We start from the raw sequence: 21213 nt of genomic DNA, 5'->3' as shown, positions 1-21213 counted from the left end.
CCGACAGTCTAGCCGTGCATGAACATCTTGAACATTCCGATAGCTTGCTAACTAACAAAAAACTGCTGAATGGATGCGAATTCCTGTAGGAGCGAGCCTGCTCGCGATGAGGGAGTGTCAGTCGACATCAATGTTGAATGTCAGACCGCAATCGCGAGCAGGCTCACTCCTACAGGGGATTGCGCTGGGTCAAGCAATTTTGGCCTCGTAGCCTTCTTCGCTGATCGCTGCGATCACTTGCTCGACCGTCAACGCACTCTCAACCCCGACTTCCTTCGCGGCCAGATCGACCCGCACGCTGGCCTCCGGGTCTTTGGCTTGCAGCGCCTGAGTAATGGCTTTGACACAGTGACCGCAAGACATGCCTTGAACGTTGAACACTTGCATGGTGTGGCTCCTTTATTGAGGTTGTCAGCAGTCTTGAGCTTGCCACCATGGCAAGGTCAAGTTCTTGAACATACTGCCGGGCTGGCAATCGACATCGCGCTCGGCCAAGCTGCGGGCATCAATGACTCGACATCAGGAGATTCAGCCATGCGCTGGTCAGCTTTCGGCCTGTTTGGCTTCCTCAGCCTCTTTGCCGCGACACCTTCGGTTCACGCCGCCGGGGAGAACTATGGCGTACTGATCATTTCCCGCGAGCGCCTGGAAGTTTCAACCTCTTGCGAGATTGGTGTGTACCTCCAGGATGAACTGGCTGCACGACTGCTCCAGGAGCAAAGTACCGCGTTCAACMTGCCGCCGGGCAATGTGTCCTTGCGCCTCAAACTGCTGCCGGGCAATGTGCCGGGGTGCAACCCGGGCATGCTTGTACCACCCGCGCAGAACATCGTGCTCAAGGCCGGCGATGTGTTGAAGTACCGGATTGCAATGTCGCAGGACGGGATGTACCTCAAGCCCGCCATCCTCGACTACTGACATTCACCTTTGATGTTGAATGACAGGGCCTCTTCGCGAGCAAGTCGAAGGGGGCAACCCGATCCTGTTGCTCACCTCATATCCGTCCCCCAGTAACGTTCAGACTGGCGCTTGACCTTGCCCGCATGGCAAGGTTGATCCTGTAGATATCTACTACAGGGAGTGCGACAGATGTCCGAATCCACCACGTTCGATCTGCCGATTGCCGGCATGACCTGCGCCAGCTGCGCCGGGCGTGTCGAACGAGCCTTGAGCAAAGTCATCGGCGCCTCCGCCGTCAGCGTCAACCTGGCCACCGAACAGGCCCGCGTCCAAGCGCCCCGCGACAGCTTGCCTGCGTTGATGGATGCGGTTGAGCAGGCCGGTTACAGCGTGCCGCAGCACCGTCTGGAACTGAGCATCGACGGCATGACCTGCGCCTCGTGCGTCGGCCGGGTCGAGCGTGCACTGGCCAAGGTGCCAGGGGTCAAGAACGTCAGCGTCAACCTGGCCAACGAACGCGCCCACCTCGAACTGCTTGGCCACGTCGATCCGCAAAGCTTGATCGCGGCGGTGACCAAAGCGGGTTACTCCGCCAGCGTCCGGGAAGTCGAACAGCCGCCAACCGATACTCAACAACAGCGCCTGAAACGCGAGCGTTGGTCGTTGATCATGGCCATCGTCCTCGCGTTGCCGCTGGTGCTGCCGATGCTGCTGCAACCGTTCGGCGTGCACTGGATGCTTCCAGCCTGGGTGCAATTTTTGTTGGCAACGCCGGTGCAATTCATCTTCGGTGCACGCTTTTACGTGGCCGCCTGGAAAGCCGTCCGCGCCGGGGCCGGGAACATGGATTTGCTGGTCGCCTTGGGCACCAGCGCCGGTTACGGCCTGAGTGTTTACGAATGGGTCACCGCCGCCGGGCGCATGCCGCATCTGTATTTCGAGGCCTCGGCGGTCGTGATTGCGTTGGTGCTTTTGGGTAAGTACCTGGAAAGCCGCGCCAAACGCCAGACCGCCAGCGCCATTCGCGCCCTGGAAGCCTTGCGCCCAGAGCGGGCGATTCAAGTGATCGATGGTCGCGAGCAGGACGTCGCCATCAGCGCCTTGCGTCTCAATGACCTGGTCATGGTCAAACCCGGCGAACGCTTCCCCGTGGACGGCGAAGTGGTCGAAGGCCAGAGCCACGCCGACGAAGCGTTGATTAGCGGTGAAAGCCTGCCGGTGCCCAAACAACCGGGGGATAAGGTCACCGGCGGCGCGATCAACGGTGAAGGCCGTTTACTGGTTCGCACCCAGGCCTTGGGCGCGGAAACCGTATTGGCGCGCATCATTCGTCTGGTCGAGGACGCCCAGGCCGCCAAGGCACCGATCCAGAAACTGGTGGATAAAGTCAGCCAGGTGTTCGTGCCGACCGTCCTGGTGATCGCATTGGCGACATTCATCGGTTGGTGGCTGTACGGCGCGCCAATTGAAACAGCCTTGATTAACGCCGTCGCGGTGTTGGTGATTGCCTGCCCATGTGCGCTGGGGCTGGCGACACCGACTGCCATCATGGCCGGGACCGGCGTGGCAGCACGCTACGGGATACTGATCAAGGATGCCGAAGCGCTGGAGCGCGCCCATGAAGTCAGTGCGGTGGTGTTCGACAAGACTGGCACGCTGACGTCGGGTACACCACGCATTGCGCATTTGACGGCCATCGACGGTGAGGAAGCCGCCCTGCTGAAAATCGCCGGCGCGCTGCAACGGGGTAGCGAACATCCACTGGCCAAGGCAGTGCTGGACGCTTGCACCGAACGTGGATTGACCGTGGCCGATGTCAGCGACAGCCAATCGCTGACGGGGCGAGGCATTGCCGGCACGCTTGAGGGTCGTCGACTGGCATTGGGTAATCGTCGTCTATTGGAAGAAAGTGGTTTAAACACCGGTTCGTTGGCGGATTCGGCAACAGCCTGGGAAACCGAGGGCCGAACCCTGTCCTGGCTGATCGAGCAAAGCCCTGACTCGAAAGTGCTCGGCCTATTTGCCTTTGGTGACACCCTCAAACCTGGCGCCCTGCAAGCCGTGCAACAACTCAGTGCGCGGAACATCAGCAGCCACTTGTTGACCGGTGACAACCGTGGCAGTGCCAAAGTCGTCGCCGAGGCGCTGGGTATCACCGACGTAAATGCCGAAGTGCTGCCCGCCGACAAAGCCGCCACCGTCGCTGAGCTGAAAAAAACCGGCGTGGTGGCGATGGTCGGCGACGGCATCAACGACGCCCCGGCCCTGGCCGCGGCGGACATCGGCATCGCCATGGGCGGCGGCACCGACGTGGCCATGCACGCGGCAGGGATCACCCTGATGCGCGGCGATCCACGGTTGGTGCCGGCGGCGCTGGAGATCAGCCGCAAGACGTATGCGAAGATCCGGCAAAACCTGTTCTGGGCCTTCGTCTATAACCTGATTGGGATTCCGCTTGCGGCGTTCGGCTTCCTCAACCCGGTGCTGGCCGGAGCGGCCATGGCGTTGTCGAGCGTCAGTGTGGTGAGCAATGCGTTACTGTTGAAAACCTGGAAGCCCAAGGACCTGGAGGACAATCGATGAACATCGGTCAAGCAGCCCGCCAAAGCGGTTTGAGCGCGAAAATGATCCGCTACTACGAGTCCATCGGACTGCTCAAGGCTGCCCATCGTACCGAAAGCGGCTACCGCGTTTACGGCGACGACGACATGCACACCCTGGCCTTCATCAAGCGCTCCCGGGACCTGGGGTTTTCACTGGAAGAGGTCGGCAAGCTGCTGACCCTCTGGCAGGACCGTCAACGCGCCAGCGCTGATGTGAAGGCCCTGGCCCGTCAACACATCGACGAACTGAACCAGAAGATCCGCGAACTCGGCCAACTGCGCGACACCCTGCAAGACCTGGTCGAGCACTGCCAAGGCGACCATCGCCCCGATTGCCCGATTCTCAAGAACCTGGCGTCGGGCTGCTGCGCCGAACCTGTTGATTCCTGATCGGCAGGCCCCTCCCCACCCTGTAGGAGATTTGATGCTGACCCTGATGGCCCTATCGCGAGCAGGCTCGCTCCCACAGTAGTTCTGCGGCAAACACAAATTCTGCGCATGGCACCGATTTATTGTGGGAGCGGGCTTGCTCGCTCCCACATTGGTTCTTCAGTGTTTGGAAAATGGAGGTCGCCCCTATATAAAAAACCCGGCCGAAGCCGGGTTTTTGTTTAGCGGGTCACTGCATCCAGGGCGGAGGCGGTTCTTCGGCTTTGCTCGGTGGCGCGTCGTCAGCAGCGCGGATGGCTTGCTTACGCTCTTCGTCCAGCCGTGCAGCCTCGATTTCGCGAATGATCCCGCCAACGTCGGCCAACTCTTCCGGCTCGTCGAACTCCCCGGTCAAGATACTGGCCGGGTGCAACGTGCCGGCTTCGTACAACGCCCACATTTCCTTGGCGTATTTGGTCTTTTTCAACTCCGGCGCAAAACGCCCGAAGTAGGACGCCATATTGCCCACGTCCCGCTCCAGCATGTTGAACGCGTGGTTGTTACCCGCCGCATCCACCGCCTGAGGCAAGTCGATGATGACCGGGCCGTCCGGGGTCAACAGCACATTGAACTCCGACAGGTCACCGTGCACCAGACCGGTACACAACATCAGCACGATCTGCGAAATCAGGAACGCGTGATACTCGCGCGCCTGATCCGGCTCCAGCACCACGTCGTTCAGGCGCGGAGCGGCATCACCGTATTCATCGGCCACCAGCTCCATGAGCAATACGCCTTCAAGGAAGTCATACGGCTTGGGCACCCGCACACCGGCACCGGCCAGACGGAACAAAGCCGCCACTTCGGCGTTCTGCCACGCGTCTTCGGTTTCTTTCTTGCCGAACTTGGAGCCCTTGGCCATCGCACGAGCCTGTCGGCTGTTGCGCACCTTGCGACCTTCCTGATACTCGGCCGCCTGGCGGAAACTGCGTTTATTCGCCTCCTTGTAGACCTTCGCGCAACGTAACTCGTTGCCACAGCGCACCACATAAACAGCTGCTTCTTTACCACTCATGAGTGGGCGCAGCACCTCGTCAACCAGACCGTCCTCGATCAGGGGTTCAATGCGTTTTGGAGTCTTCATCAGCTTTTATTGTGGGTCCTTTATTACCAAACACGCGAAAGTCATTCGTTATACGGCAATCCAGTCGTTCGGGGGAGGGGTTGCCGACCTATGAACGTCGTGATGCACGCAATGTGCCGGATTAATTACTCATCCGCTGCCGGTCGTCAATGACCGCCCGAGATCATAGCGGAGGCAACAACACGCGTAGGCGAAAGGTTTTGAGGGCATTTACGACAGGAGCTGACGTACCTAGCCATACCTTTCGTAGGATTTTTCCAAACAGACCTCAATTTCCCCCGCAAGCCGCCGAAGTCAGCAGAGACAAAGGTATTTGTCTGACAATCGTTCCTACAGAGAGGACGCCGCACTCTATTGCTTGAAGAGTTCGCCAGGGGTAAACCCGAACAGGCTTTTGAATGCGGCAATAAACGCCGACGTCGAGTCATACCCACACGCCAGCGCGGCATTGGTCACGCTGTCATCCTCCTCCAGCAAACTCAACGAAGACAACAGCCGCATTCGCTGGCGCCAGCCGCGAAAACTCAACCCGGTCTCGCGCTGAAACAGGCGCATCAGGGTCTTTTCCGACGTACCCAAGCGCTCCGCCCATAGCTGCAATGTCACGTTCTGCTCGGGACGTTCAATCAGCTCGTTGCACAATCCCAGCAGCCGCTCATGCCGTGGCAACGGCAGGGAAAACCCCACCTCGGGCAAATTCGCCAACTGATCCAGCAACACACTCACCAATCGAGCTTCCTGGCTGTCGCCCTGTGGATATTCCACGGGCAGCAAGCAAAAACTCTTGATCAGCTCACGCGCCAGCGGTGTGACTTCCAGCACCCGGCAGCGCCCGTCCGCCCACTCACAATCCTCACGGCGCACATACAGGCTGCGCATTTCGGCACGCATCGAGGTCACGACCTGATGCTCCAGGTCCGCTGGAATCCAGATGCCCCACTGTGGCGGCGCAAAAAAACTGCCTTCTGCAGTGTGCACACCGAGGACGCCGCTGATGGCGTAGGAAAACTGCACCCAATCGTGGCGGTGCGGCGGTGTCCATGAACCGGCGTTAAGGCTTTCTACCCGGGCGTATAGTGGACGCGGCAGCACCGACAACGTCGGGATGGTTCGTTCGAGGGAGATTTGTCCGTTGGACGTCATAGAGGAGCCTTATGTCGCATGACGGCAAATAGGCCCGACGTTAGGCCAAGTTATCAATTTCTACAAACACATTCCCTGTGGGATTCGGGTTCATTCAGGTGTTAGCTTCAGCGCTCGATAATTGCGGTGACACCTTGGCCGCCCGCGGCGCAGATCGAGATCAAGCCTCGCCCCTTGCCCGCCGTGTCAAGCAACTTCGCCAGGTTGGCGACAATGCGCCCGCCGGTCGCAGCAAACGGATGCCCGGCAGCCAGTGAACCGCCTTTGACGTTGAGGCGGCTGCGGTCGATGGAGCCCAGCGGCGCATCAAGCCCGAGGCGGGTTTTGCAATACTCAGGATCTTCCCAGGCCCTCAACGTGCAGAGCACCTGTGCGGCGAAGGCTTCGTGGATTTCGTAGTAATCGAAGTCCTGCAAGGTCAGGCTGTTGCGCGCCAGCAATCGTGGCACCGCGTACACCGGCGCCATCAACAGACCTTCGGCGCCGTTGACGAAATCCACCGCCGCCGCTTCACCATCGCGCAAATAGGCGAGGATCGGCAGGCCGCGCTCGTTGGCCCATTCTTCACTGCCCAGCAACACCAGCGACGCGCCATCGGTAAGTGGCGTGGAGTTGCCCGCCGTCATCGTGCCCTTGGCGCTTTTCTCGAAGGCCGGTTTCAGCTTGGCGAGTTGTTCCAGGGTCAGGTCCGGGCGCAGGTTGTTGTCGCGAGTCAGGCCGAGGAAGGGGGTCATCAGGTCGTTGTGCCAGCCTTCGGCATAGGACGCGGCAAGATGGCGATGACTCTCAAGCGCCAGTTGATCTTGTTCTTCGCGGGGAATGTGCCAGGTCTGCGCCATCAACTCGCAATGTTCGCCCATGGACAAACCGGTGCGGGGTTCGCCGTTGCGCGGAAATTCCGGGATCAGGTGCCGGGGTCGCAATTGCAGGAATGTTTTCAGTTTGTCGCCGGTGGTCTTGGCGCGATTGGCTTGCAGCAGGATCCGGCGCAGGTCTTCACTGACACTGATCGGCGCATCCGAGGTGGTATCGACACCGCCGGCAATGCCGCAATCGATCTGCCCCAGGGCAATCTTGTTCGCCACCAGCAACGCCGCCTCCAGCCCGGTGCCGCACGCCTGCTGAATGTCATAGGCCGGCGTTTCGGGCGACAGCCGCGACCCGAGCACGCACTCGCGGGTCAAGTTCATATCCCGCGACAGTTTGAGCACTGCGCCCGCGACCACTTCGCCCATGCGCAGGCCGTGCAGGTTGTAGCGTTCGATCAAGCCTTCGAGCGCTGCGGTGAGCATCGCCTGGTTACTGGCGGTGGCATACGCCCCATTGGAACGGGCGAACGGAATACGGTTACCGCCGATAATCGCGACGCGGCGCAGCTGAGTCATGAAAAGCTCCTTGTGAAAATTAATATATCAACGCGGTCTACTGTGGGAGCGAGCAGGCTCGCTCCCACAGGGGTATGCATTCCAATTCAAGGTTTTGCATCCAACTCTTGTCTGCGGCCACCCTGAAAAGCCTGCTACGAACTACTCTGCAATGTTCAAGCGTAGGCCGTATCTCGTGGATCGAACGACTGATTGCCATTCGTGGTCCACACTTTGAACCCCAGCTGCCGGAGCACGTTCCATGTCTGACCGTTATATCGACTTCGCCAATTCGTCCATCGGCCATCGCCTGGTCGGGGCCTTGGGTTTGCCGTCGCCGGTCCGCCTGGAGCGCTGGCAGGCTGGCCGGCTGCGACCTGTCGAAGGGGCGCTGTTGATCGGCGGGGGACCGCTGGCTAAGAAAGTCAGTGCTTTCGCCAATCGCCTGACCGACGCGATTTATAGCTACGGCACCGAGCCGTCCCTGGCCACCGCATGGATTCCCGGCCACGGTCCGAAACTCAAAGCAGTGGTGTTCGACGCCAGTGACCTGGAGCAAACCGGGCAGCTTAAACAGCTGCGCGAGTTCTTCCAGCCGCTGATGAAAAACCTCGATCACGGCGCGCACCTGGTGATTCTGGGCCGTGCGCCGGAAACCTTGAGCGACCCATTCGCCGCCAGCGCCCAGCGCGCACTCGAAGGTTTCAGCCGCTCCCTGGCCAAGGAACTGCGCAGCGGTGGCACGTTGCAGTTGATCTATGTCGGCGACGGTGCGGAAGATCAGTTGGAAGGACCGCTGAGGTTTTTCCTCTCGCCTAAAAGTGCGTTTGTGTCCGGGCAAGTGATTCGGTTGAAGGCGTGCGACACACCGGTTCAAGACTGGACCCGACCGCTGGCAGGGCGCAAAGCGTTGGTGACCGGCGCAGCGCGCGGCATCGGTGCCTCGATCGCCGAGACGCTGGCCCGTGACGGCGCCGACGTGATTTTGCTCGACGTGCCACCCGCCAAAACCGATCTCGACGCCCTCGCCGCTCGCCTCGGCGGACGCAGCGTCACCCTGGATATTTGCGCCGAAGACGCCGCCGCACAGTTGATCGAACAACTGCCTGACGGTGTGGACATCGTGGTCCACAACGCTGGGATTACCCGCGACAAAACCCTGGCCAACATGACCCCGGAATTCTGGGACGCGGTGCTCGCGGTCAACCTCAATGCGCCACAAGTGCTGACCAAGGCCCTGCTCGACAGCGGCACCCTGCACGACAACGGACGGGTGATTTTGCTGGCCTCCATCAGCGGCATCGCCGGCAATCGCGGGCAAACCAACTACGCCGCGAGCAAGGCCGGGCTGATCGGGCTGGCGCAAGCCTGGGCGCCGTTGCTGGAACCGCGTGGCATCAGCATCAACGCAGTGGCGCCGGGGTTTATTGAAACGCAGATGACCGCGCACATTCCGTTCGGCCTGCGTGAAGCGGGCCGACGCATGAGTTCACTCGGCCAGGGCGGCTTGCCGCAAGACGTCGCCGAAGCGGTAGCCTGGCTTGCGCAACCTGGCACCGGCGCGTTTACCGGGCAAGCATTGCGTGTCTGTGGGCAAAGTGTCTTGGGGGCCTAGCGATGATCACTGATTGGCACACCCTCGACCGCGAACCGAGCCTGCCAGCGCTGTACGCGCGAGCGGCGACGCGGCGCAAAATCATCGGCACCACATTGCCCGACACCGGTTTGCACTGCTGGGTCGATGTCGATACCAAGCGTCTGGCGGCGTATCGCAATGTCTGTGGATTTGCTGATAACGGATTGTTGCCACCCACCTATCCGCACATCCTCGCGTTTGCCTTGCAGATGCAATTGCTCACTGCCAAAGAGTTCCCGTTTCCCCTGCTGGGGTTGATTCACCTGAGCAACCGCATTCGCGTCTTGCGGCCCATGGGCGGCGTGCACCGGGTACGCGTCAGCGTGCAGGTGCAAAATCTGCAACCGCACGCCAAGGGCGCGACGTTTGACCTCGTGACCACGCTTGACGACCAACTGGGGACACTCTGGGAAGCGCAAAGCCAGATGCTGTGCCGGGGCGTAAAACTTGACGGCGAGCCGGTCGAGGATGTGTTGGCAGCCACGCGGGAGATGCTGGAAGTGACCCGCTGGAAAGCACCCGCCGACATTGGTCGCCAGTACGCCAAAGTGTCCGGCGACTACAACCCGATTCACCTGAGTGCCGCCAGCGCCAAACTGTTTGGTTTTCCGACCGCCATCTCCCATGGATTATGGAACAAGGCGCGCACGCTGGCGGCGCTGGCCGATCACCTGCCTACGGCGAACATTGACATTGCCGTGCAGTTTCGCAAACCGGTGCGGTTGCCCAGTGAAGTGACATTGCTGGCGAGCGCGGCGGGGTCCAGTGGGGACTTTCAGTTGGTGGGCGCCGGGGAGCTTGAGCACATGATCGGGCATTGGCAGCCGGTGGCCTGAGGTTGACAGTGGGAGCGAGCATGCTCGCGATGAGGGCGGCACATCCAGCATCTGTGTTGAATGTAAGTCCGCCTTCGCGAGCGGTCGAATCGTCGTACCGTCGCTCCCACACGGTTTAAGTTTGTCAGTGGGCCAATGTAGGTGGGTAGTTGGCCAGGATGCGTACAACGGTTTCATGTATCGCATTGCTGCGATCCGTCGGGTTCGGCGAGCCGCTGAGCAATTGCTCGTCGCTGCCGCGCCACACCAGTTTGCCGTCCTTGCCGTCGAGCAGGTCAATCTGGATGGTCGCCACTTTGTAGCTGACGTTGCGGGTTTCGTTATACATCGGCGCGCCCCAGTAGCCGTACCAGGGGTTGCCATAACCGCCGCCATAGTTGGTGGTGACTTGTTGCTGACGCTCTTCGACGATCAGATAAGTTTGTACGTTCAAGTCGCCCTTGGTGCCGGCGGACGCCGGACGCAAGCCTCGCTGATCCAGTTGATCGGTTACGGATTGGCGGATGCGTTGTTCAGTCAGGTCACTCTTGATCCGTGGATCATCGGGGCGATATTGCAGGGCGGGTTCTTTCCAGCTCCAGCTGCGGTAGGCGGCAAAATTGCGGCTGGCGTCGTAGTCGTGATTGACCTGGTTGGCGGCGCAGGCACTGAGCAGCGCGGCCACAGCCAGTACAGCGAAACGGCGGAACATGATGTTTCTCCAGTTGCAGGCAAACCATGCGAAATGCTTCTTATCTACAGAAGCTAACCAGGAGGATACGCCGACATTGCCTTTTCTACAGCCTCTCGCAGGGCATCGGCTTGCTCGCTCTGGCTGCCTCGAGGGCTGGTTTCAGCGCTGCCGCTCCATACTGGCTGACCGGTGCCGGCGTCGTACATGTCTACCTGCACCACCAAGACTTGCTCCTGATAGGTGCGCATAATCGGTACGCTGCCGTACAGGCCGTAACCACTGCCGTAGTGGTTGTAACCGCCATAACCACCATAACCGGCGCCGTAATAACCGTAGTCGTCCTGCTGACGCATGCGGGTTTCCAGGTGCAGGTTGGCGCTGATAAACAGGTCTGCCGGACGGTCATCACGCTTCGGCCGCAAGCCGCGCTGGTCGAGCGCATTGCTGACCACTTCGGCCACCTGCGCCGAGTCTGCCCAACTGGTGCCCGATGGCAGATCACCGTCGAGCCACGCCCAGCTGCGATAAAGCCCGTAGTCACGCGGTTTCGCCGGGTAGGCGCTGTGATCGAAAGTGGTCGCGGCGCCGGCTGGTGCCGGCGGTATCGGGTTGGACGATGCCACATACGGGTTGCTGCCCTTACAGGCCACCAGACCCAGGCAGATCACCAGTAACCCTGAACAACTTTTCATTTCGTGTTCCGCTCAGATCGGCCGACAGATCCAGTGCAGATAGCGCCCAAGCCCGGCAAAGCTCGGGTGACGACGGTGGGCCAGTTCCATTTCGAGCAAGTCCACCAACTCGGCGCGGGCCTGGAATTCCACCGGCATATAGTCGTGAAAAACCCGCACGCCGCTCTGGGTTTCGACCTGCCACAGGCCTTCGAGTTGCACCGCCAGCTCGCGCGGGTCCAGCGGCTGTTGCGGGGTCAGGCTCTGCTTCTCGCCGGCCATGTCGTTCTTGCGCATCTTGCGAAAGTGGCCCTTGAGCAGGTTGCGGTAAATCAGCGCATCGCGGTTGTAGAAGGCCAGCGACAGCCAGCCGTCTTTCTTCGTCAGCTGATGCAAAACCGGCAAGATTGCGTGGGGCTCGGCCAGCCATTCCAGCACGGCATGGCACAACACCAGGTCGTAGGGCTCGGTGAGCTGACCAAGCAACTCCTGCCACGGTGCCTGAATGAATGTCGCACTCTGCCCTGCCTCGGCAAAGCGTTGGCGAGCGCCTTCGAGCATCGGCTCGGCAGGCTCGGCCAACGTGACGTCATGACCGCGCTGGGCCAGCCACAACGACATGTGGCCCAGACCGGCGCCAATATCGAGAACACGCAGCGGCCGATCCGGCAAGGTCTCAGCCAGGTCCGCCTGAAGCACCGCCAGCCGGATCGCGCCTTTGGCCCCACCGTAGATTTTTTCGGCGAAACGTGTCGCCAGTTGATCGAAATGACGATCACTCATTAGCTGAACCTCTTTTCGCTGTCCGCGAGTTTGCTGCGCACGACTTCATTCATGTCCAGCCCCAACTCGCTGCACAGCAGCAATAAATAGAGCACGATATCGCCGATTTCCTGCCCGGCGTGGGCGAGCTTGTCGGCCGGCAGCTGACGCGACTGGTCTTCGGTCAGCCACTGGAAAATTTCCACCAGTTCGGACATTTCCACGCTGGCGGCCATGGTCAGGTTTTTCGGGCTGTGAAATTGCTGCCAGTCATTGCGATCACGGATGGCGTGCAGGCGTTCGGTCAGTTCAACAAGGTTCATCGTGCTCTCCTGAAGGCGTATAGCTTCGGGGGGTTGGCCGGGGATGGCAAGAGTGCTTTTCCAGTGGGAGCGAGCCTGCTCGCGATTGGGATCTGAAATTCAGCATGGATGTTGGCTGGCAAACCGCTTTCGCGAGCAGGCTCCCCACAGGTGCAATGCAACCCACTATGCTTGTGGGGAACTCGCCGCTGCGATCAATGGCCCAAGGTTCAACCACTTTCATCAGGACGATAACGACATGCAGGTAGAAGGTTTTTTCGAATGGCTCGGCCAGGCGCTCGGTTCAGTCATCCGTTTTATCGTTGACGCCCTTAGTGGCTTGTTCAATCTGCTGAGCCATGCCGGCAGCAACTTTGTCGAAGGCTTGTCCCGGACGCTGGGGATGGACGCTTCGATCATCAGCATCATCGCGCTGATCCTTGGGTTGATGCTCTTGTGGTCGGCGATTCGGGCTTTCATGAATGCGTCGATCATCATGGGGATCATCTGGCTGGTGCTGGGGCTGTGGTTGCTGAGCTGGATTATTCACTAACACCCGAAATCCCTGTGGGAGTGAGCCTGCTCGCGATAGCGTCGTCACATTCGCCATAAATGTTGACCGACACACCGCCATCGCCGGCACGCAGGTCTCGCTCCCACACTGGCTATGCGCTCGCCTCCCGCTACAATGCCGGCTTCGCCAAGGAGCCTGCATGTCCAACCTGATTGCCGACTGGCGTGACCGCCCGACCCATCGTCGGGTCTGGGCGCTGGCTGCGCCGATGATTCTGTCGAACATTTCCGTACCGCTGGTGGCGCTGGTGGACACTACGGTCATCGGCCATCTGCCCCACGCCCATCAGTTGGGTGCCGTCGCGGTCGGGGCCAGTTTGTATACGCTCCTGGCCTGGGCCATGGGTTTTCTGCGCATGGGCACCACCGGTTTCGCGGCGCAGGCCGCCGGACGCGGGGATGGTGCGGCGTTGCGGCAGATCTTGCTGCAAGGTTTGTTGTTGGCCATGGGCCTGGCGATTGTCCTTGGTGCCGTCGGCGTTCCGTTGAGCGGCGTCGCATTGCACTTCATGCAACCTTCGGCCGAGCTGGATCAATTGACCCGCGAGTTTTTTCACACGCGGTTGTTCGGTCTGCCGGCGGCTCTGGCCAGTTATGCCCTGGTCGGCTGGTTCCTCGGCACCCAGAACGCGCGGGCACCACTGGCGATCCTGCTGAGCACCAATCTGGTGAACATCGCGCTGAACCTGTGGTTCGTCCTCGGGTTGGAATGGGGCGTGGTCGGTGCGGCCCGGGCGTCGGTGATTGCCGAATGGACCGGTGCGCTGATTGGCCTGCTGCTGACGCGCAAAGCCTTGCGTGCGTACCCGGGGCATATCGTCTGGGCCGCGTTGGCGTTGTGGCAGAGTTGGCGCCCATTGCTGGCGGTCAATCGCGACATTTTCATCCGAAGCCTGGCGCTGCAATCGGTGTTTTTCCTGATCACCGTGCAGGGCGCGCGACTCGGTGATGCCACCGTTGCCGCTAACGCACTCCTACTTAACGGCCTGCTGCTGACGGCGCACGCACTGGACGGTTTGGCGCATGCCGTGGAAGCCCTGTGCGGGCACGCCATTGGCGCGCGTGATCGAGTGGCGTTGCGGCGCTCACTGGTGGTCGCCTGCGGCTGGTCCTTGCTGGCGAGCCTGGGTTTTGCCGTGCTGTTTGCGTTCGCCGGGCACCTGTTTATCGAAATGCAGACTGACATCCCGAGCGTGCGCGACACCGCGTTCATCTACCTGCCCTACCTCGCTATGCTGCCGCTGATTGCAGTGTGGAGTTACCTGCTCGACGGGTTGTTCATCGRCGCCACTCGCGCCCGGGAAATGCGCAACGGCATGCTGTTGACCTTAATTCTGCTGCTGCCCTTCGCCTGGGCACTGCAAGGCCTGGGCAACCATGGACTGTGGATCACGTTTTTGCTGTTCATGGTGTTGCGTAGCCTGACCCTCGGCGCGTTCGCCTGGTACTTGCGCAAGAACGACGGCTGGTTCACCGGATGAAGTGAAGTCAGGGTCTTCAACACGTTCAGGGTTGATCGTTCTGCCACCGGTTGCGCAGGCTATCGAGACGTTCCTGCTGGGTGATTCCCGGCAACGGCTGCTCAGGCACTGCGCCGGGGTACTGCAAGCGCAGCCATAACCAGTCATCCAGCACCGGTCGTTCGCTGAAACCCAGCGCCAGCCCCTCCAGCAGATGGGACCACAAGCGGGTGTAATCGCTCGCGGTTGATTGGCTCCAACGCCAGGCGTGTTGTTCCAGCAGGCAGGTTTGCAAGGCATCGCGCTGACGCGCACTGAGGTCTTCTTCGATGCCTAGCGGTTTGACCGCAAGCCCCGGATTGAACAACCGCTGCCAGCCCTGACAACCAATTGCCCGGTCAGCCCAGGTTCCACCGAACCAGCGCAATTGGCTGATCGGACCGAGCCAGCGACTCAGTTCCTGGGCATCGCACGCATCGAAAAAGTAGCTGGCCGTGTGGGGGTTGTAGTAACTCAGCAAGGCGCGGTGATGCAGGCCAACGTTGACGGTGAGCATGCGTCGCAGATGTTCCAGCAACTGCGACGGCGATGCCTCACTGACCAGCCACAACCCGCTCCAGAGGATGGGGTCGCGGCGGCACCGTTCGGCCAGTGCAGGGTTTTCCTTGAGGTCGATCAGCACTGGCCCGTGCTCCCTCAAGGGCTGCCATTCGGTATTGTCAAACAGCCAGAATTGCCGGACGTTGGCACATTGCTGCCGCAGCGCCGTAGTGGTCCGAGGTTCGCCCGGAGCATCGAGCAACAGCCATTGCGAGGCTGCTTCGCAAGCCAAAACGGCGATCATGCGGCACCGCTCTGGCCAAGCTGCGTCGCTGCCCGGCAAGTGCAAAGGGTTTGTGTGCAATGAGTGAAACTGCCCCCACCGGGCAACAGACACAGCACCACCAAGGGCTCGCTGGACCGCAACATGCGCAACAATCCGTCAATTGACACGTTGTCATCTGCCACCGCAGCAGGTTGCAGCTCGGGCGAGCCTGGCGCCTTGATATCGGGCGTACCAGGAAGAAACCCAGTGATCAGCGGTTGATCCGGATCGCCGTCAATAAAGCTCACCAACACCTCAATGCCTTCACTCAACGGCAGGACAAGCGCGTCGCGCAAATCACGCGCTATCGACAACCAGCAGTGGCTGGGTGCCGCGCCTTCGCCCTGATAGAGCCAGTCAAATTGCACGGCGACGGGCCTGGACACATCGGGTTGAGGCTCATCGACCTCGACCACCCAGGCCCGTTGCAGGCTGTGCATCCTTGGGCCAAGGATCGGATTCGTCGTCACATAAGGCAACGCCGCGGCCACCGCGCGGATCTGGTTGCCATACGTAAACTCCGGCAGCTGTCCACCTTGATGCTCGACATGGGTCAGCAGCCAACGACGATTCCACTCAGCGCATGGATGCCCCGTCATCGGAACCTGCTGGCCACTGCGTAGCGTCGCAAGGTTCGTACGGCCTTCGCCAACCTGCCCGCGCCCCTGGAGTGTGAACTGATGCACGCCGGGTTGTCCGGTGTCGGGTGCAAAGACCATCTCTGCGCCACACCGAACAAGTCCCTGCCCGTCACCAATGACCAGACAGTGACCGCCCCTGCGGTGCTCGAAATGATAGTGAAGCCTTTCTTGTTCGCACACTCGCTGGAAAAATTGCAGATCCGACTCTTGGTACTGCGTGCAGAAATCCCGAGAAAGGTAATCGCCGGTCAACTCGAAACGCCGATGCTTACCCGTAATGCCATGCTCTTTGAGCACTTGGGCGAGGATGTCCGGCACCGAACGGTCACTGAACATTCGCTGGCTGGACCGCAGGGCGAGGCACGCCAGTTTCGGCCTCAGGCTGACTCGACAAAGCCTGGGGGTGGCACCATGTCCGGTCTGGACGAGCTCATGCAACTGCCCGTGAATACCGTCGCCCGCCGGCCCGAAATGCAAAAAGGCTGGCCGGTACAACAAGCTTGCCAGGTCCAGTGTCGGATCATCGATCAGCACATCCACGTTGAACTCAAAAGTTTCGCTGATCGCTTCACTACCGGTAAAGGCCAAGACCTCAAAGGGATCGGGCAGACCCGCTACATCCAGACGAAATGACGGCTCGTTGACTGGATCGAACATCGGCGATTCTCTACAGGAGGGGCGGCCGGGGATTCTCTCCGAGAGAGTTGGCCGAGTAGAGTGCCGAAATACAACTTAGGAAATGACCTACGCGAAAAGAAGACCACATCGCATGGATAGACGTGGATGTGAGTCATTTCGCTCGAAAACAAAGACGCGTCTCACCAGGTCATCTGAAATTTCCGCAGCGTGCGGAACATTTTCAGACAACCTGATGAGAGCAGTGCCTTACCTCAAGAAGACAGGTAAGACGAACGGGTCAGGCCCAGACGCAGCGCGTCGAGGAACTGGGTGCGCTCGGCAGCGGTGATGCGGGCACTGGCGCACTTGTCGCGGTAGTGGGTCATCAACTCTTCCGGCGACAAGTGCACGTAACGCAGCATGTCTTCGATGGTGTCGTGGGTTTCGATACCGGCGTGGTACACGCTGCCGTCAGCGTTCTGGTAGATGTTCACCGAATCGGTGTCACCGAACAGGTTGTGCATGTCGCCAAGAATTTCCTGGTACGCGCCCACCAGGAAGATCCCCAGCAAGTAGTCCTCACCCTCGTTCAGAGCATGCACCGGCAGGCTGGTTTCGATGCTCTGCTCGTCGACGTATTGCTTGATCTTGCCGTCGGAATCGCAGGTCAGGTCTTGCAGCACGGCGCGGCGCAGCGGCTCTTCGTCGAGTCGGTGCAGCGGCAGAATCGGCAGGACCTGGCCGATGGCCCAGGTGTCCGGCAGGCTCTGGAATACCGAGAAGTTGCAGATGTACTTGTCGGCCAGTTTGTCGTTGAGTTCGTCGAGCACCTGACGGTGCGAACGCTGACGGGCTTTCAACGAGTTGTGCAAGCGACGGCACACGGCGAAGTAGCACTGTTCGGCCAGGGCTTTTTGCGCCAGGGTCAACTTGCCATCGGCGTACTGGGAAGCCACGTCGCTCATGTAGTGCGTCGCGCGCCAGTACGTTTCGGTAACCATCTCGATGTCGGTCGGGCCCAGCAGGTCAACCAGCCATTGTACGGTTTCCGGCAGTTCTTCCCTGTTGTCGATCTTCGGCACGTCGTCGTTGTGTTTCTCGACGTCGGTGACTTGCACCACCAGCATGGCGTGGTGAGCGGTCAGCGAGCGGCCGCTTTCAGAGAAAATATTCGGGTGCGGCAGGTTCTGCGCGTCGCAGAATTCCTTGAGCATCCCGACCACGACACCGGCGTAATCGTCCATGTCGTAGTTGATCGAACTGGCGTTACGCGAATGCGTACCGTCGTAGTCCACACCCAAACCGCCGCCGACATCAATGTGATCCACCGGCAGGCCGAGGTTGCGCAGTTCGCCGTAGTAACGAATCGCTTCCTTGAAACCGTGCTGGTAGTCCGCCAGGTTGGCGATCTGCGAGCCCATGTGGAAGTGCAGCAGGCGAATGCCCTGATCCAGGCCGGCTGCGCGGAAACGCTCGACCACCGACAGCAATTGCGCCGCCGACAGACCGAATTTGGATTTCTCGCCACCGGTGTCAGCCCACTTGGACGAGGCCAGGGACGACAGACGCACGCGCAGGCCGACCTGAGGCTTGACCTTCAGCGCAGCCGCTTCTTCGATCACCAGGCCGACTTCGGATTCTTTCTCGATCACGATAAAGACGTTGTGACCCAGCTTCTGGCCCATCAGCGCCAAACGAATGAACTCACGGTCCTTGTAACCGTTGCAGACGATGGTGCCGCCTTTCGGCGCCAATGCCAGAACGGCGAGCAACTCAGGCTTGGACCCGGCTTCCAGACCGATGGAAACATCCTGGGTGGCGATGATGTTTTCGATCACCGCTTCTTGCTGGTTAACCTTGATCGGGTACAGCGCGGTGTACTTGCTCTGGTATTCCAGACGCTCGATGTTCGCATCGAAGGCGCCGGTCAGCTGACGCACACGGTCTTGCAAGATATCCGGGAAACGCACCAGCAATGGCAAGGACAAACCGCTTTTGCGCAGTTGGTCGACTTGCTCGAACAGATCAATAGGCGAACTGGTCGGACCGTTCGGACGAACTTCGACGCGACCGGCGTCGTTGATCGCGAAATACCCGGCCCCCCAATGGCGAATCCCGTAAACACTGCGGCTGTCCGCAACTGTCCATTGGCTGCCATCGTCTTTGCGTGTGCGTCGTACGGACATTGAAGTCCCCTATAAAGAAGTCATAGAGCGTCGCCTGGGTTCAGGCCGGCGCAGTCTAAAGAATGAAAATGACGATTAGCCTGCATGCAAGGGCGATAGACCGCACATTCAGGTTTGAGTTTAGATACCGGATCAGAACAGGCTCTGTGAAAACCATGTAGACGACGCCAGACCTGCTGCCAGGACTGGATCAAGCCGAGGGTGGTTTTCACAGAGGCTGCTAGCCGCCGGACTTCTTCGCTTTGAAACCGAGTTTGATCAGCTCGCCCAAGAGTAGCTCGACATGATCACCCTGGATTTCGATGATTCCGTCTTTCAACGCCCCACCCGTGCCACAACGCTTCTTCAACGTAGTGGCCAGTTCCTTGAGCGCGTCTTCAGCCAACGGCACGCCGGTGATGGTGGTCACCGTCTTGCCGCCACGGCCCTTGCTTTCGCGACGCACGCGAGCGATGCCGTCGCCGGCCGGGATAACGGTCAGTTTGCAGATACAGGCGTCTACCGGTTTACTGCATTCCGGGCAATGACGACCTGCGTCGGTGGAAAATACCAGGCCACCAAGGGCGGCGAAGGATGCGGCTTTTTTGGCCACCGGCAATCCTCTTGTGAGGACAAAGACTGGTCGCGGCAACTCGGGAAGTGGCCATCGACCGCGAAGCCCCACTCAGGCAGGGGCAGCGCTACTGAACCGGGCACGCTGGTTCAGTTTGAAAAGGTCGCGCAGTGTAACGGCAAAAAGCCGACTTGCTAAGAGCCAATCGGCGCCAATTTATAGCTCTTTTGCGACGTCATCCCGTTGAGCGCGCAGATAGCGCTTCAACGCGGCCAGAGAGTCCGGGCAATAAGGCTTTTGCTGGATTTCCAGCATGACCTGATCGATGGGGATGAAGCGCGCTTCGAGCACTTCTTCCGGCTGCAGGATCAATGGCCCGTCCCACACTGCTGAAAACGCCGAACACCAGAGCCGGTTGCCTGTGTCTTCAAAGAAGAAGTGATCATGAGCGGTCAGTTCCACACCGCTCACACCCAGCTCTTCTTCGAGCTCACGGGCGGCCGACTCGGTGTAGGTTTCGCTGGCGAGCACCATGCCCCCCGCCGCCACATCCCAATACCCCGGATAAATGGCTTTGCTCAGGGTTCGTCGGTGCACGCACAGTTCACCGGCCGAGTTGAACAGCATGATGTAGGTGCCGCGCCCGATCAGCCCGCGTTCACGCAAGTCGGAACGGACCAGGGCGCCGAGCAGGTTGTCCTGTTCGTCGACCCAGGCGATCTGTTCGGCATCCGAGGCCGCGCGATGGGCGGCCTCTTTGGTGTCGTCGACCATAAATCAGCCTTGATTGAGCAATTGACGCAGATCGATCACGGCGGCGTTGGCCCGGGAAATGTAGTTGGCCATGACCAGCGAGTGGTTAGCCAGTACGCCGAAGCCGCTGCCATTGAGGATCATCGGACTCCAGACCGCCTCTTGCGAGGCTTCAAGCTCACGAATGATCTGACGCACGCTGACCGTGGCATTTTTCTTGGCCAATACATCGGCAAAATCGACTTCAATGGCGCGCAACAGATGGGACAGTGCCCAGGCCTGACCACGTGCTTCGTAGAACACGTTGTCGATCTGCATCCACGGGGTCTCGACGATTTCTTCATCGACCTGTGGCACTTGCCCCGGTGCGAGGACTTCGGTTTTCAGCGAGGTGTTGAGTTTGACCCGGCCGACGCTGGCTGACAGGCGTTGTGACAGCGAACCCAATCGGGTGCCCACGTCACCCAACCAGTTGTTCAGGTTGTCGGCGCGGGCGTAGAACAGCGCGCTTTTCTGGTTCGGATCGGACAAACGCGCCTGATAGCGGCTCAGAGAATTGATGCCTTCCTGATACTCGGACTCACTGGAAGGCAGCACCCAGCTTTTGTTGTCGAAGTTGAAACGCGGTTCGGCCTTGGCCAGATCGGCGTCTTCGGCCGATTGCGACTGGGAGCGGGCGAAGTCTTTACGCAGGGCACGGCTCAGGTCGCGGACCTGGACCAGAACGCCATATTCCCAGCTCGGCATGTTGTCCATCCACAGGCCCGGCGGGAAACGGTCGTTGGAAATATAGCCACCCGGTTTAGTCAGCAACGTCCCGGCGACGGTCTTGAGGGTTTCCACCGTGGTGTAGCCGATGACCATTTGCTTGCCTTCTTTTTCGGCAGCGACCTGGGCATTTTGCTGGACCGGGAACAGTGCAGGCTCTGTACTCCAATACCAACCCAAGGCAATCGCAACCAGCAGATAAAGGCCGATCAGCGTGGCCAGCGCCCGGCTGAACAGCAGACCACCAAAGTAACTGCGGGTGGCCGATTCAGGTGCAGCAGCACGTTCAGGCGCGCTACCCGCGCGGTTCTTCCAGTCCAGCATGGCGATATCCTTTCAATCACTTGAGTTCATCGGTTCGACCACAACCCTACCCCATCGTGCCTCTTTTGC

Annotated in this window: 21 protein-coding genes; 7 read left to right on the top strand and 14 right to left on the bottom strand. The window is 60.0% G+C overall.

Translation table 11 applies throughout. The features are described from left to right. Positions 1-189 precede the first annotated feature (189 nt). A complete protein-coding gene (locus tag AC1DRJ_RS04280) occupies positions 190-387 on the bottom strand; it encodes a heavy-metal-associated domain-containing protein (protein ID WP_477800993.1) in 198 nt (65 codons plus the stop codon). 147 nt (positions 388-534) lie between these two features. Here AC1DRJ_RS04280 and AC1DRJ_RS04275 point away from each other — a divergent pair, with 147 nt between their 5' ends. The 3 genes from AC1DRJ_RS04275 (at position 535) to cueR (ending at position 3893) form a co-directional block, all read left to right on the top strand. Next, entirely contained in the window at positions 535-918 is a 384-nt protein-coding gene (locus tag AC1DRJ_RS04275; protein WP_477800992.1) for a hypothetical protein, read from the top strand. A gap of 171 nt (positions 919-1089) precedes the next feature. Continuing rightward, positions 1090-3483, top strand: coding sequence for a heavy metal translocating P-type ATPase (locus AC1DRJ_RS04270; protein ID WP_477800991.1), 2394 nt, complete (start codon positions 1090-1092; stop codon positions 3481-3483). Then, the gene (gene cueR, locus AC1DRJ_RS04265; RefSeq protein WP_477800990.1) at positions 3480-3893 is read left to right on the top strand and encodes a Cu(I)-responsive transcriptional regulator; all 414 of its coding nucleotides are present in this window, start codon (positions 3480-3482) and stop codon (positions 3891-3893) included. The genes AC1DRJ_RS04270 and cueR overlap by 4 nt, the downstream gene beginning before the upstream one ends. A 229-nt stretch (positions 3894-4122) precedes the next feature. On the opposite strand, the gene AC1DRJ_RS04260 is transcribed toward cueR, so the two are convergent. From AC1DRJ_RS04260 to AC1DRJ_RS04250, 3 genes are all read right to left on the bottom strand, one after another. Then, positions 4123-5016, bottom strand: coding sequence for a PA4780 family RIO1-like protein kinase (locus AC1DRJ_RS04260; RefSeq protein ID WP_477800989.1), 894 nt, complete (start codon positions 5014-5016; stop codon positions 4123-4125). A 351-nt stretch (positions 5017-5367) separates the two neighbouring features. After that, entirely contained in the window at positions 5368-6159 is a 792-nt protein-coding gene (locus tag AC1DRJ_RS04255; RefSeq protein WP_477800988.1) for an AraC family transcriptional regulator, read from the bottom strand. 107 nt (positions 6160-6266) lie between these two features. Then, positions 6267-7544 (bottom strand): acetyl-CoA C-acetyltransferase, encoded by a 1278-nt coding sequence (locus AC1DRJ_RS04250; protein ID WP_477800987.1) that lies wholly within the window; start codon positions 7542-7544, stop codon positions 6267-6269. A gap of 241 nt (positions 7545-7785) precedes the next feature. On the opposite strand from AC1DRJ_RS04250, the gene AC1DRJ_RS04245 reads away from it, so the two are divergent. After that, on the top strand, positions 7786-9138 hold the full coding sequence (locus tag AC1DRJ_RS04245; protein ID WP_477800986.1) for a 3-oxoacyl-ACP reductase: 1353 nt from the start codon (positions 7786-7788) through the stop codon (positions 9136-9138). Between the two features lie 2 nt (positions 9139-9140). Further along, complete coding sequence (locus AC1DRJ_RS04240; RefSeq protein WP_477800985.1) at positions 9141-9995, top strand: MaoC family dehydratase; 855 nt, start codon at positions 9141-9143, stop codon at positions 9993-9995. 124 nt (positions 9996-10119) lie between these two features. Here AC1DRJ_RS04240 and AC1DRJ_RS04235 read toward each other — a convergent pair whose 3' ends face one another. From AC1DRJ_RS04235 to AC1DRJ_RS04220, 4 genes are read right to left on the bottom strand one after another with little or no spacing between them, the layout of a single operon-like run. Beyond that, positions 10120-10686, bottom strand: coding sequence for a DUF4136 domain-containing protein (locus tag AC1DRJ_RS04235; RefSeq protein ID WP_477800984.1), 567 nt, complete (start codon positions 10684-10686; stop codon positions 10120-10122). A gap of 53 nt (positions 10687-10739) precedes the next feature. Continuing rightward, positions 10740-11360, bottom strand: coding sequence for a DUF4136 domain-containing protein (locus AC1DRJ_RS04230; protein ID WP_477800983.1), 621 nt, complete (start codon positions 11358-11360; stop codon positions 10740-10742). A gap of 12 nt (positions 11361-11372) precedes the next feature. After that, entirely contained in the window at positions 11373-12122 is a 750-nt protein-coding gene (locus AC1DRJ_RS04225; protein ID WP_477800982.1) for a methyltransferase domain-containing protein, read from the bottom strand. Then, on the bottom strand, positions 12122-12424 hold the full coding sequence (locus AC1DRJ_RS04220; RefSeq protein ID WP_477800981.1) for a MazG-like family protein: 303 nt from the start codon (positions 12422-12424) through the stop codon (positions 12122-12124). The genes AC1DRJ_RS04225 and AC1DRJ_RS04220 overlap by 1 nt, the downstream gene beginning before the upstream one ends. A gap of 238 nt (positions 12425-12662) precedes the next feature. On the opposite strand from AC1DRJ_RS04220, the gene AC1DRJ_RS04215 reads away from it, so the two are divergent. Next, the gene (locus tag AC1DRJ_RS04215) at positions 12663-12956 is read left to right on the top strand and encodes a hypothetical protein (RefSeq protein ID WP_007947665.1); all 294 of its coding nucleotides are present in this window, start codon (positions 12663-12665) and stop codon (positions 12954-12956) included. A 160-nt stretch (positions 12957-13116) separates the two neighbouring features. Further along, positions 13117-14457 (top strand): MATE family efflux transporter, encoded by a 1341-nt coding sequence (locus AC1DRJ_RS04210; protein WP_477800980.1) that lies wholly within the window; start codon positions 13117-13119, stop codon positions 14455-14457. A gap of 25 nt (positions 14458-14482) precedes the next feature. Here the strand turns inward: AC1DRJ_RS04210 and AC1DRJ_RS04205 are convergent, their stop codons facing one another. The 6 genes from AC1DRJ_RS04205 to AC1DRJ_RS04180 all read right to left on the bottom strand — a co-directional run bounded on the left by AC1DRJ_RS04205 (position 14483) and on the right by AC1DRJ_RS04180 (position 21144). Next, entirely contained in the window at positions 14483-15280 is a 798-nt protein-coding gene (locus AC1DRJ_RS04205; RefSeq protein WP_477800979.1) for a DUF4123 domain-containing protein, read from the bottom strand. After that, the gene (locus tag AC1DRJ_RS04200) at positions 15277-16599 is read right to left on the bottom strand and encodes a contractile injection system protein, VgrG/Pvc8 family (RefSeq protein WP_477800978.1); all 1323 of its coding nucleotides are present in this window, start codon (positions 16597-16599) and stop codon (positions 15277-15279) included. Before AC1DRJ_RS04200 ends, AC1DRJ_RS04205 begins: the two co-directional genes overlap by 4 nt. Positions 16600-16832: 233 nt before the next feature. After that, positions 16833-18746 carry an arginine decarboxylase gene (gene speA / locus AC1DRJ_RS04195; RefSeq protein ID WP_477800977.1) on the bottom strand — a complete coding sequence of 638 codons (1914 nt, stop codon included), beginning with the start codon at positions 18744-18746 and terminating at the stop codon, positions 16833-16835. Positions 18747-18966: 220 nt separating this feature from the next. Beyond that, positions 18967-19338: a translation initiation factor Sui1 gene (locus tag AC1DRJ_RS04190; protein ID WP_477800976.1), complete on the bottom strand. Its 372-nt coding sequence runs from the start codon at positions 19336-19338 to the stop codon at positions 18967-18969. Between the two features lie 177 nt (positions 19339-19515). Then, on the bottom strand, positions 19516-20073 hold the full coding sequence (locus AC1DRJ_RS04185) for an NUDIX hydrolase (RefSeq protein WP_477800975.1): 558 nt from the start codon (positions 20071-20073) through the stop codon (positions 19516-19518). 3 nt (positions 20074-20076) lie between these two features. Continuing rightward, the gene (locus AC1DRJ_RS04180; RefSeq protein ID WP_477800974.1) at positions 20077-21144 is read right to left on the bottom strand and encodes a DUF2333 family protein; all 1068 of its coding nucleotides are present in this window, start codon (positions 21142-21144) and stop codon (positions 20077-20079) included. Between the last annotated feature and the right edge of the window lie 69 nt (positions 21145-21213).

The sequence above is a fragment of the Pseudomonas sp. P5_B2 genome, assembly GCF_056400445.1.
The sequence above is the reverse complement of the archived record's forward strand: the minus strand, read 5'-3'. Positions and strand labels throughout refer to the sequence as shown.

Bases quoted from the DNA above. Each gene is read 5' to 3' on its own strand.
- AC1DRJ_RS04245 (WP_477800986.1), top strand. From the start codon at position 7,786: ATGTCTGACCGTTATATCGACTTCGCCAATTCGTCCATCGGCCATCGC.
- cueR (WP_477800990.1), top strand. From the start codon at position 3,480: ATGAACATCGGTCAAGCAGCCCGCCAAAGCGGTTTGAGCGCGAAAATG.
- speA (WP_477800977.1), bottom strand. From the start codon at position 18,746: ATGTCCGTACGACGCACACGCAAAGACGATGGCAGCCAATGGACAGTT.
- AC1DRJ_RS04215 (WP_007947665.1), top strand. From the start codon at position 12,663: ATGCAGGTAGAAGGTTTTTTCGAATGGCTCGGCCAGGCGCTCGGTTCA.
- AC1DRJ_RS04255 (WP_477800988.1), bottom strand. From the start codon at position 6,159: ATGACGTCCAACGGACAAATCTCCCTCGAACGAACCATCCCGACGTTG.
- AC1DRJ_RS04240 (WP_477800985.1), top strand. From the start codon at position 9,141: ATGATCACTGATTGGCACACCCTCGACCGCGAACCGAGCCTGCCAGCG.
- AC1DRJ_RS04270 (WP_477800991.1), top strand. From the start codon at position 1,090: ATGTCCGAATCCACCACGTTCGATCTGCCGATTGCCGGCATGACCTGC.
- AC1DRJ_RS04230 (WP_477800983.1), bottom strand. From the start codon at position 11,360: ATGAAAAGTTGTTCAGGGTTACTGGTGATCTGCCTGGGTCTGGTGGCC.
- AC1DRJ_RS04200 (WP_477800978.1), bottom strand. From the start codon at position 16,599: ATGTTCGATCCAGTCAACGAGCCGTCATTTCGTCTGGATGTAGCGGGT.
- AC1DRJ_RS04180 (WP_477800974.1), bottom strand. From the start codon at position 21,144: ATGCTGGACTGGAAGAACCGCGCGGGTAGCGCGCCTGAACGTGCTGCT.
- AC1DRJ_RS04220 (WP_477800981.1), bottom strand. From the start codon at position 12,424: ATGAACCTTGTTGAACTGACCGAACGCCTGCACGCCATCCGTGATCGC.
- AC1DRJ_RS04235 (WP_477800984.1), bottom strand. From the start codon at position 10,686: ATGTTCCGCCGTTTCGCTGTACTGGCTGTGGCCGCGCTGCTCAGTGCC.
- AC1DRJ_RS04225 (WP_477800982.1), bottom strand. From the start codon at position 12,122: ATGAGTGATCGTCATTTCGATCAACTGGCGACACGTTTCGCCGAAAAA.
- AC1DRJ_RS04205 (WP_477800979.1), bottom strand. From the start codon at position 15,280: ATGATCGCCGTTTTGGCTTGCGAAGCAGCCTCGCAATGGCTGTTGCTC.
- AC1DRJ_RS04185 (WP_477800975.1), bottom strand. From the start codon at position 20,073: ATGGTCGACGACACCAAAGAGGCCGCCCATCGCGCGGCCTCGGATGCC.
- AC1DRJ_RS04260 (WP_477800989.1), bottom strand. From the start codon at position 5,016: ATGAAGACTCCAAAACGCATTGAACCCCTGATCGAGGACGGTCTGGTT.
- AC1DRJ_RS04280 (WP_477800993.1), bottom strand. From the start codon at position 387: ATGCAAGTGTTCAACGTTCAAGGCATGTCTTGCGGTCACTGTGTCAAA.
- AC1DRJ_RS04250 (WP_477800987.1), bottom strand. From the start codon at position 7,544: ATGACTCAGCTGCGCCGCGTCGCGATTATCGGCGGTAACCGTATTCCG.